9 protein-coding genes are annotated in these 9,770 nt (G+C 36.1%); 1 reads left to right on the forward strand and 8 read right to left on the reverse strand.

Features of this window, described 5'->3' with window-relative positions; genetic code table 11:
• Window positions 1-36 precede the first annotated feature (36 nt).
• The 4 genes from PF272_RS11535 to PF272_RS11550 all read right to left on the reverse strand — a co-directional run bounded on the left by PF272_RS11535 (window position 37) and on the right by PF272_RS11550 (window position 4,617).
• Window positions 37-1,449: an alanine/glycine:cation symporter family protein gene (locus PF272_RS11535; protein WP_271142867.1), complete on the reverse strand. Its 1,413-nt coding sequence runs from the start codon at window positions 1,447-1,449 to the stop codon at window positions 37-39.
• 141 nt (window positions 1,450-1,590) lie between these two features.
• A complete protein-coding gene (gene cpxA, locus PF272_RS11540; RefSeq protein WP_271142868.1) occupies window positions 1,591-3,009 on the reverse strand; it encodes an envelope stress sensor histidine kinase CpxA in 1,419 nt (472 codons plus the stop codon).
• Between the two features lie 85 nt (window positions 3,010-3,094).
• On the reverse strand, window positions 3,095-3,817 hold the full coding sequence (gene cpxR, locus PF272_RS11545) for an envelope stress response regulator transcription factor CpxR (RefSeq protein ID WP_065233669.1): 723 nt from the start codon (window positions 3,815-3,817) through the stop codon (window positions 3,095-3,097).
• 197 nt (window positions 3,818-4,014) lie between these two features.
• Window positions 4,015-4,617, reverse strand: a complete 603-nt coding sequence (locus tag PF272_RS11550) for a peroxiredoxin C (protein WP_065233668.1) — start codon at window positions 4,615-4,617, stop codon at window positions 4,015-4,017.
• Window positions 4,618-4,793: 176 nt separating this feature from the next.
• Here PF272_RS11550 and metC point away from each other — a divergent pair, with 176 nt between their 5' ends.
• Window positions 4,794-5,987 carry a cystathionine beta-lyase gene (gene metC / locus PF272_RS11555; RefSeq protein WP_271142869.1) on the forward strand — a complete coding sequence of 398 codons (1,194 nt, stop codon included), beginning with the start codon at window positions 4,794-4,796 and terminating at the stop codon, window positions 5,985-5,987.
• Window positions 5,988-6,005: 18 nt separating this feature from the next.
• Here the strand turns inward: metC and PF272_RS11560 are convergent, their stop codons facing one another.
• Genes PF272_RS11560 through PF272_RS11575 form a run of 4 tightly spaced genes read right to left on the reverse strand, consistent with a single transcriptional unit; the run spans window position 6,006 to window position 9,714 of the window.
• Window positions 6,006-6,809: a TPR domain-containing protein gene (locus tag PF272_RS11560; protein ID WP_271142870.1), complete on the reverse strand. Its 804-nt coding sequence runs from the start codon at window positions 6,807-6,809 to the stop codon at window positions 6,006-6,008.
• On the reverse strand, window positions 6,802-7,257 hold the full coding sequence (gene nrfF, locus PF272_RS11565; RefSeq protein WP_271142871.1) for a heme lyase NrfEFG subunit NrfF: 456 nt from the start codon (window positions 7,255-7,257) through the stop codon (window positions 6,802-6,804). Before nrfF ends, PF272_RS11560 begins: the two co-directional genes overlap by 8 nt.
• A complete protein-coding gene (locus PF272_RS11570; RefSeq protein ID WP_065233664.1) occupies window positions 7,254-7,799 on the reverse strand; it encodes a DsbE family thiol:disulfide interchange protein in 546 nt (181 codons plus the stop codon). The genes nrfF and PF272_RS11570 overlap by 4 nt, the downstream gene beginning before the upstream one ends.
• A gap of 10 nt (window positions 7,800-7,809) precedes the next feature.
• Window positions 7,810-9,714 (reverse strand): heme lyase CcmF/NrfE family subunit, encoded by a 1,905-nt coding sequence (locus PF272_RS11575; RefSeq protein WP_271142872.1) that lies wholly within the window; start codon window positions 9,712-9,714, stop codon window positions 7,810-7,812.
• Window positions 9,715-9,770 lie beyond the last annotated feature (56 nt).

Raw genomic sequence — 9,770 nt, forward strand, 5'->3', positions numbered from 1 at the left:
TTTATAATAAATTCCTTATCTTTTATATAATTATTATTAACGCCAAATATTTGGTTTCACTTTATTGATCAGTTGAGGATAATTTTCTACTTTAAACTCAGGCTCTTTTGTTGTTTTAAGTTGTGATTGATAGTCTTTTAATAAGAGAATCACTATTGGAGAAAGTAGCAAAATAGCAATTAGGTTGATCATTGCCATAATCCCCATAAACGTATCTGCCATATCCCATACAAGAGCCATCTTTTGTACAGCGCCAAAATAAACCATTGCTAAGACGAGCATTCGGAAAATCATAATCACAGTTGGATTATTTTTAATAAATTGGATGTTCCCTTCTGCATAAGCATAATTACCAATAATAGTAGAAAAGGCGAACATAAATAAAACCACTGCTAAGAAATCTTTTCCCCAAGGGCCGACTTGATGTTCTATGGCTAATTGTGTCAATTGGGCACCACTTACTCCTGAGGTTAAAGACTCACCGGAAAGTAAGACGATTACAGCAGTTGCAGTACAGATAATGATGGTATCTACAAACACGCCCAACATTTGAATTAATCCTTGGCTAACAGGGTGTTTGACATCAGCGCTTGCTGCTGCATTTGGTGCCGAACCCATCCCTGCTTCGTTAGAATATAAACCACGTTTAATACCATACATCATTGCTTGTGAGAATACTGCACCAAAGAATCCGCCTGCAGCTGCATCAAAATTGAACGCAGAAGAAATAATTAGGTTTAAGGTTTGTGGAACAATACCCAAGTTATTGAAGAGAATATATATCGCCATAGCGAGATAAAGAAATGCCATAAAAGGCACTAATACTTCAGCAATGCGTGAAATTCTACGGATCCCTCCAAAGATTATTGGTGCGGTAAGAATCACCAACACGACACCAACAGCTTGCGGGGAAAAGCCCCACGCACCGTTACTGGCTTCTGCAATGGTATTGGATTGAACGGCATTAAATACAAAGCCGTAAGTTAGAATAAGAGAGATAGCAAATAACCAGCCAAACCAACGTTGTTTTAATCCTGAAGTAATGTAGTATGCTGGACCGCCACGGAAATGTCCGGCAAGATCTTTAACTTTAAATAATTGGGCTAAAGAAGATTCAGCAAAGGCACTACTCATACCAAGTAGTGCAGTAACCCACATCCAAAATACGGCACCCGGCCCACCCATTGTAATTGCAATAGATACGCCAGCGATATTACCAACACCGACTCGACTCGCTAGTCCAGTAACAAATGCTTGGAATGGCGAAATTGCGTGCTTGCGTTCAACATTTCTTCCGCCAAGCATTTCTCGAATACTTTGCGGTAATAAACGAATTTGAACAAAGAATAATGAGAGCGTGAAATAGAGCCCTGTTCCTAATAAAGTGATAATCACAATATTCCACAAAGGCTCATTAATTTGATTGATTAGATTATGAAAGGCTTCCATTCATAGACCCCGATTAATTGTTATAGGATTAGCAAATGGGCGAAACCATAACATAACTAAAGGGTAAAAAGAATAAGAATTTTATATTATTTAACGATTAAATCTTTTTTTTGTAATTTGTATCACAAAAATTCTATTTTTCTAATCAAACCATAAAGGTAATTGGATTTTTACTAGTAATCCACCTAATTCACTTTGCATTGCTTCGATAGCGCCATTATGCTGTTTAACCGTATTAGATACGATTGCAAGGCCTAAACCAAAACCACCGGACTCTCTTGTACGTGCCGTATCGACCCGATAAAATGGCTCAAAAATCTGTTTATATTCACTAGGGTCAATGCCATTACCATCATCTTCAATATGAATAATTAGCTGATCTTTTTTGATAAAGAAGGACAGTTTGATTATTTGATTGCCATATTTTTTCGCATTTTGAATAATATTTTCTAATGCGCCGGCCAGCGTTGAAATATTTCCATTAATAAAATAACGATCTACATTTTCAATATGATTTTCGATAATTAACTGTTTATTTGTATGTTCTTCTTTATTTAATTGATCAATTTCAAAACGGGTATTTTCTATTACTTCATCCCAAATATCTGTAATTGGGGAGATTTCATGTTCAAGATGACTATTAATTTGCTGACGAGAGATATTTAAAATATCAGAGATCATTTGTTCTAATCGTTCAGCTTCTGTTTCTATTCTTGCTAATTCAGGTGTTTCACCATGACGACGGCGAATAATCGCTGCAGAAAGTTTGAGTCGAGCGAGAGGGATTCTTAATTCATGAGAAATATCAGAAAGCATTCTTTTTTGAGAGTTTAATAAATTTTCAACCGCAGTCACCATTTGGTTAAAGCTTTTTCCTACTGCACGAATTTCTACCGGACCTTCAGTTTCTAATTCAGGATTAATAATAAAATGTCCCATAGCAACATTATTTACTGCTTTACGCAATTTCGTGGTAGGTTGAGTAATGCGATATGAGAGGATTAATAATAGTGGTGCGGTTAAGGTAATAATCACTAACAGCATTAATAAATAATTATCAAAGAATTTTGTTATCAATGGATGAGTTGGAGGAACATTTTTGATGAAATATGTATAGTAAGGTGTTGTTTTTTCACCATTATAAGAAAGATTAATAATAAATGGACCGATAATTTCTTTATTATCAAATTGTTTTTTTTGAGGATATAGAGGATTGTTAGATCTATGGGTAAACTCTTTTAGATTGGTGTAATCTTGGTAGTTTACATTTAAAATTTTTCCAGATTGATTGACAAGTGCAAATCTTAAATTTTTCTCTCTTTCAATGAATTCAACCTGTTTTTGTAGATGGAAAGTATTGTTGTTATCCATTTTTGCCATCATGGAAAAAATTACATTATTATAAAAATTGACCTCTTTATCACTAATAATTGTGTAATTTCTTGCATCAAGGGAAGGTAAGATCACCGCAATAATAAAAGAAATACAAAAAACAAGGATAAAGAAAAGATATATTTGTCCTGTTAATGAAGTAAATGGCTTGGAGATACGTTTTTTCATAAATAATACTTTTAATTACAATAAAACCCTTATTTCTTGGAAACAAGGGTTCTATTAATTTGTTATTAATTTGAACTACATAATATTATTTATCAGTAATTAAGAGATAACCCCGTCCTCTGAGTGTTTTAAACCAAGGTAAATTATCTCTTCGTGGTGGTAATTTTTTACGTAAATTCGACATATGCATATCAATTGCACGATCAAATGGTGTTAGACGTTTGCCTAAGATCTCGATAGAAAGTAATTCTCTTGACAGAATTAGACCAGGATTACGAATGAGCATATGTAATAATGCAAATTCAGTTCCGGTTAGTTCAAGATCCCGTCCTTGGTACATAACCTGTTGACGTCCTGGATATAGCGTAATGTCATCAAAATGAATATTTTTAGAATCATTTGACGTGTCAATTTCTAAGGTATTATTAGTATTATTTGTTTCTGCAGCAGTATTGACACGACGTAAGATAGCTTTAATTCGAGCAACTAATTCACGATCATTAAACGGTTTTGAAAGATAGTCATCGGCGCCTAACTCTAAGCCCAAAATTCTATCAACATCATCACCTCTAGCGGTTAACATTAATACTGGTGTTGTGTATTTTTGACGAATTTTCTTTAATGTTTCAATTCCATTAAGTTTTGGCATCATGATGTCTAATAAGATGAGATCAATACTAGGGTTTAACTGATTTAATGCATCCTCACCATTATGAACAACTTCTACATCAAAACTTTCCATTGCTAAGACTTCAGCTAATAAATTTGTAAATTCGATATCGTCATCAACAAGAAGTATTTTAGGCATTTTTATGTCCCCTTTTTTAATAAATGCCGTTTATTGTATAGGAATAATAGATTTATAAAAGGAAAATCTTGCAAAATTGGTTGGACTAGATCAAGTTTTGCTTATAAATTGGACGAATAATGTTTCGTTGAGTGATATTTTTTATAAAAAATGAAGCCCCACGTAATGTGGGGCTAAGAATGAAAAGTGATTAACGATTAAAGTTGATCAGCATTTTTCTTCAAGTATGCAGCAACACCTTCAGGGTTGTCTTTCATACCTTCTTTACCTTTTGACCATTGAGCTGGGCAAACTTCACCATGTTCTTCGTGGAATGCAAGTGCATCAACCATACGAAGCATTTCATCGATGTTACGACCTAATGGAAGATCGTTAACAACTTGGTGACGAACAACACCGTTTTTATCAATTAAGAAAGATGCACGTAATGCAACGCCAGCAGCTGGATGTTCGATACCATAAGCTTCAGCGATTTCGTGTTTAACGTCAGCAACCATAGCGAATTGAACTTCACCAATACCGCCTTTATCTACTGGAGTTTTACGCCATGCATTGTGAGTATATTGAGAGTCGATAGAAACACCAACAACTTCAACACCACGTTTTTTGAATTCTTGATAACGGTGATCAAATGCAATGATTTCTGACGGGCAAACGAAAGTGAAGTCTAAAGGCCAGAAGAAAACAACTGCTGCTTTACCTTCGATATGTTTTTTAAGATTGAAATTATCAACGATTTCACCGTTACCTAAAACTGCTGATGCAGTAAAATCTGGTGCTTGACGAGTTACTAATACCATAACTATCTCCTTGTGAGTATCTAATTAATGATTAAGATGAAAAACAACGAAAATTTAAACTAGCTCGTTGTTTTTGACGAGGTAAAAGATACCGCTTTCCCTATCGAATATACAGTTGTTTTTATCTATCAAATCAATTAATGTAAAACTATATATTTACCAAGAGAGGTTTAATAATGGTAACGCAAATACAACAAAAAAACACCCGCCTTATCCATTCTGGTCGTAAAAATCGAGTTACTCAAGGTAGTGTCAATCCTGTTATTCAACGTGCTTCATCTTTAGTTTTTGATACTGTTGCTGATAAAAAAGCGGCAACACGTCAACGGACTAAACAATCCTTATTTTATGGGCGTAGAGGAACGTTAACCCATTTTGCTTTACAAGATTTAATGTGTGAATTAGAAGGTGGAGCAGGTTGTTATCTCTACCCTTGTGGAGCAGCAGCAATTAGTAATAGTTTGTTGGCATTTGTCGCACAAGGTGATCATATTTTAGTTACTGGTGCTGCTTATGAACCAACTCAAGAGTTTTGCCAAGTTATGCTAAAAAAATTAGGTGTAGAAACAACCTTCTTTGATCCAATGATTGGTGAACATATTGCTGAGTTAATTCAAGACAATACAAAAGTTGTATTTTTGGAGGCACCTAGCTCCTTAACGATGGAAGTTGCTGATATTCCAAGTATGGTTCAGGCAATACGCGCGAAAAAGCCAGAAATGATCATTATTATTGATAATACTTGGTCAGGTGGCTTGTTATTTCCAGCTTTGCAACATGATATTGATATTTCGATTCAAGCGGGTACTAAGTATTTGGTTGGCCATTCTGATGGTATGATTGGTACTGCAGTAGCAAATGAACGTACTTGGGATCAATTACGTGAGCAATCTTATCTTATGGGACAAATGGTGGATGCAGACACAGCTTACATGACAGCACGAGGAATTCGTACTTTAGCATTGCGTTTGCAACAACATGGTGAAAGTAGTATCAAAATTGCACGCTGGTTAGCTGAACAGCCAGAGGTAAAAGCTGTATATCATCCAGCCCTACCAAGTTGTCCAGGGCATCAATTTTTCCAACGTGATTTCCATGGAGCAAGTGGTTTATTCTCTTTTGAATTAAACAAACGCTTAGATGATCAAGAAGTTGCTACATTCCTAGATCATTTCAATTTATTTACGATGGCGTATTCATGGGGTGGCTATGAATCATTAATTTTAGTGAATCAACCTGAAGAAATTGCCCGTATTCGACCAAATATAGCACGTAAGCTGACAGGCAGTTTAGTACGTATTCATGTAGGGTTAGAAGATTGCAATGATTTGATCGCTGATTTAGCGGATGGTTTAGCTAGAATTCGTTAAGTTGACTAAGAGTGCAGATTACTGCACTCTAATTTTTTCCTCTGCAATATCCATCATTCTAATTAATAATTTCCGATCGACTTTACGTTGACTATCCAATATTTGTTGCCATAGCTTAATCGCTTGAGAATAGTTTTCTTGTTGGAAAGCATAATTAGCTAATAGTAAGAGTGAAGTGGTATCTTCTGGATCTTTTTTAAGTGCCTCATCAAGCCATTGCTGTGCTTGTTCAGTGATCGTTTGATTATTTTGATAATAAAGTGCAGTGGCGGCGGCACCAAGAATTTGTGGTTGTCGGCCTAAAATAATGACTGCTCGGGAGTAGGCTTCTAAAGCATGATCAAATTCATTATTTTGTGCATAGGCTAAGCCTAATTCATACCAATTTTCACCTTGATTGGGATTTTCACGTAGTTTGCGCTGTATAGTGAGAATCATATCCTCATTCTGCTTTTGTGGTGTAGAGGTGACAACGGGTTGTACTTGATGATGCAAAACAGCTTGCCAACGTTGAGTAGTTGCATAATAAGTTAGCACTAAGAGAAAAATGATTATGCCTAATAATATTGCCCTATTACGATGATAAAAGCTTAAGTTTTGTGATGTAGTAAACGTTTTTTGTTCTTGTAGGAAACGGTAAGCACTTTCATTAACTAATTGAGGATTGCAACGCTTACTATATGCTAATTGTTGTGTTAATAACTGTTGATTTAGCTGCTGGTTTTCATAATCAGGTGTTTGACTAGGGCGATAGCAATACAATATTAAGAGAATAATCATCAATGCTAAGTCGATACAGATAAAGAAAAATAGATTAGTCATGGTGATCCTGTTGTTTCAGAAAGGCTTGTAATTGTTGCTGTTGTTGCATACTCAAATGGCGTGTTTGTTTACGGTTATATAAATAAAATCCACTGCACACAAGAGCTAAAATTACGCCAAATAGAGGTAATAGCCATAAGAAATAGGTATTAGTAGTGAATGGTGGATCGTAACGAACAAAATTGCCGAAACGATCGGTCATTATGGCAATAATCTCGTCATTACTTTTGCCTTGATTCACCATTTGATAGACTTCAAGGCGTAAATCATAAGCAACAGCGGCATTAGACTCGACTAAATTTTGATTTTGGCATTGTGGACAACGTAAAGTCTTTGCTAATGCAATTGCACGCTGTTGGGCTTCAGGTGAATGAAACTGAAATGTATCAACAATTTCTGCCTGAGCAAGGCTACAAATAGTGAACAAAAGGAGAATTATGCGTTTCATAGTGATTCCGTTTGTAATTGTTGAATCAAGGGTAACATCTGTTGTTGCCAAATAGTTTCATTGATTGCACCACCATCGAAAAAGTAACGGATTATCCCTTTTTTATCGATGATAAAGGTATAAGGTGCGCCATTAATTCCAAGTTCTGCGGCGAATATGCCTTTACTGTCATAAGCATTGAGTTTAAATGGATTGCCTAATTGCTGTAAGGTTGCTAGCGCATTTTCTCGTTTATCTAAGTAATCAATACCAATGATTGGAATCTGATATTGTTGAGTGATTTTATGCAGTAATGGAAATTCTTGTTTGCAATATTGACACCAACTACCCCAAATATTGATTAGATAGACTTGCCCTTGCGGAAAATCTGAATTCTGCCAGGTTTTGCTACTGTTTTCTAAGTCAGCTAGGGCGAAAGTAGGAAGAGGTTTTTGCAAATGATCTCGCATTTTTTGTAATGGATCTTGGGTTAAGCCGAAAAATAAAGTAATGACAAACCCAAAGATCACTATTACAGGAATAAAGAGTAACCAGCGTTTCATAATTTATCCTTTATAATTTTGGTTTTCTTGCCGCCCACATAGCTAAGAAACCGCCTAGCATAACTAATAATCCACCCAACCATAACCAACGAATATAAGGTTTATAGTGTAGGCGGAAAGCAAATTCATCGGGAGAGAGCTTATTCCCCAGCACAATATAGAGATCTTGGAACCAACCCCAAACAATACCAACTTCGCTCATATTCATCGTGCGCACATCATAAAAACGGCGTTCTGCACTGACCTGAGCAACCAGTTTTTGCTGTTGATGAATTGCAAAAAAAGTTTTTTCTGCCGTATAGTTTGGACCAATTTCGTTACGATAACCTAAATAAGTAAATTGATATTGATGTAATGTTTGGGTATCTCCTGCTTTCATTTTGACACTGATTTCTTCAGCGTAATAATTGCTGATTGTGCCACCAATAACACTGATTGCTAGACCTATATGAGCTAAACGCATACCCCACTGTTTTAGGTCAAAATACCAACGAGCAAATAATGTATTAAACAACATCCACCAAGCAAGGATTAATAAACTGATAGCAATCGGGGATAATGAAGTTATCTCAATCGTTTGAAAAGTGTGTTGTTGCCAAATTTGTAAAAAGGTCAGCATAATTGCGGGAATAACCCAATAGCTAGCTCGTTTTATCTTGGCAAGTGGAAGCTTTTGCCAGGTTGCTTGTGGGGCAAAAATCATCAAACCTAATAAGAGAAATAATAATGGCAGAAACAGACGGTTAAAATAAGGCGTACCGACAGAAATACTACCCCAGCCCATCATAGTAAAAATCATTGGGTAGAAAGTACCGACAAAGACAATCAGTGTTGCTAATGAAAATAGTATATTGGTAATAAGTAGAGCTGATTCTTTAGATACTGCATGGAAACGTACAATGGAGGGAGGATTATTAGCACGTAGCGCAAACAGGATTAAGCCACCTACGGTAAATAAAAAGAAGATTGCCAATAGAGCATGACCACGTTGTGGATCAATGGTAAATGCGTGTACAGAAGCGAGAACACCTGAACGTACGATAAAAGTGCCTAACAGGCTTAAAGCAAAGGTAAAAATAGATAATAGCATTACCCAGTAAATCAAAATGCCACGTTTTTCATAAATGATTAAGCCGTGTAATAAACCAGTGGCTAATAACCAAGGCATTAAAGAGGCATTTTCGACAGGATCCCAAAACCACCAGCCACCCCAACCTAATTCATAATATGCCCACCAGGATCCTAAAATAATACCTACTGTGAGAAATGCCCAAGAGGCGAGAACCCAAGGACGGCATAGGCGTGCTAATGCTGCATTAAATTGTTGGGTAATTAGTGAAGCAATGATTAAGGCAAAATTAATTGCAAAACCAACATATCCTAGATATAGCAACGGTGGATGTACGATTAAGCCAATATCCTGCAACATTGGATTGAGATCACGTCCTTCAAGTGCAGCTGGGAATAAGCGTTGAAAGGGATTAGATAAACCTAAAATAAATAGGGCAAAACAAAAACCGATTAACCCCATAATGGAAAGTGTAATTGTGATCAATCGAGGATCAGTGTGACGATTGAACCACGCAAAGCAACCTGTCCAAATTGAAAGTGAGAATAACCAGAATAACATTGAGCCTTCATGTCCACCCCATGTTGCTGCAATTTGATAAAACAGGGGAAGATGAGAATTAGAATGTTGGGCAACATATTCTAATGAAAAATCATTGGTCGCAAAGGCATAAGCCAGAATTACTAGCGTTGTAGTAGTAAAAATAGCATAGAGTAAACTCAATGGCTGAGCGAGTTGCATTAGAAATGAATTTTTACGCCAGATGCCGTAGGCAGGCAGTAGTGTTAAACACGCCGTGAATATTGTCACGAATAATAAGCTGATAAATCCTAATTCCGCTAGCATAAAAATATCATTACATCAGGAGTAAAGTTAAAAAATGAAAGTGATATGTTGTTTAA

The sequence above is a fragment of the Gallibacterium faecale genome, assembly GCF_027920745.1.
GTDB lineage: Bacteria > Pseudomonadota > Gammaproteobacteria > Enterobacterales > Pasteurellaceae > Gallibacterium > Gallibacterium faecale.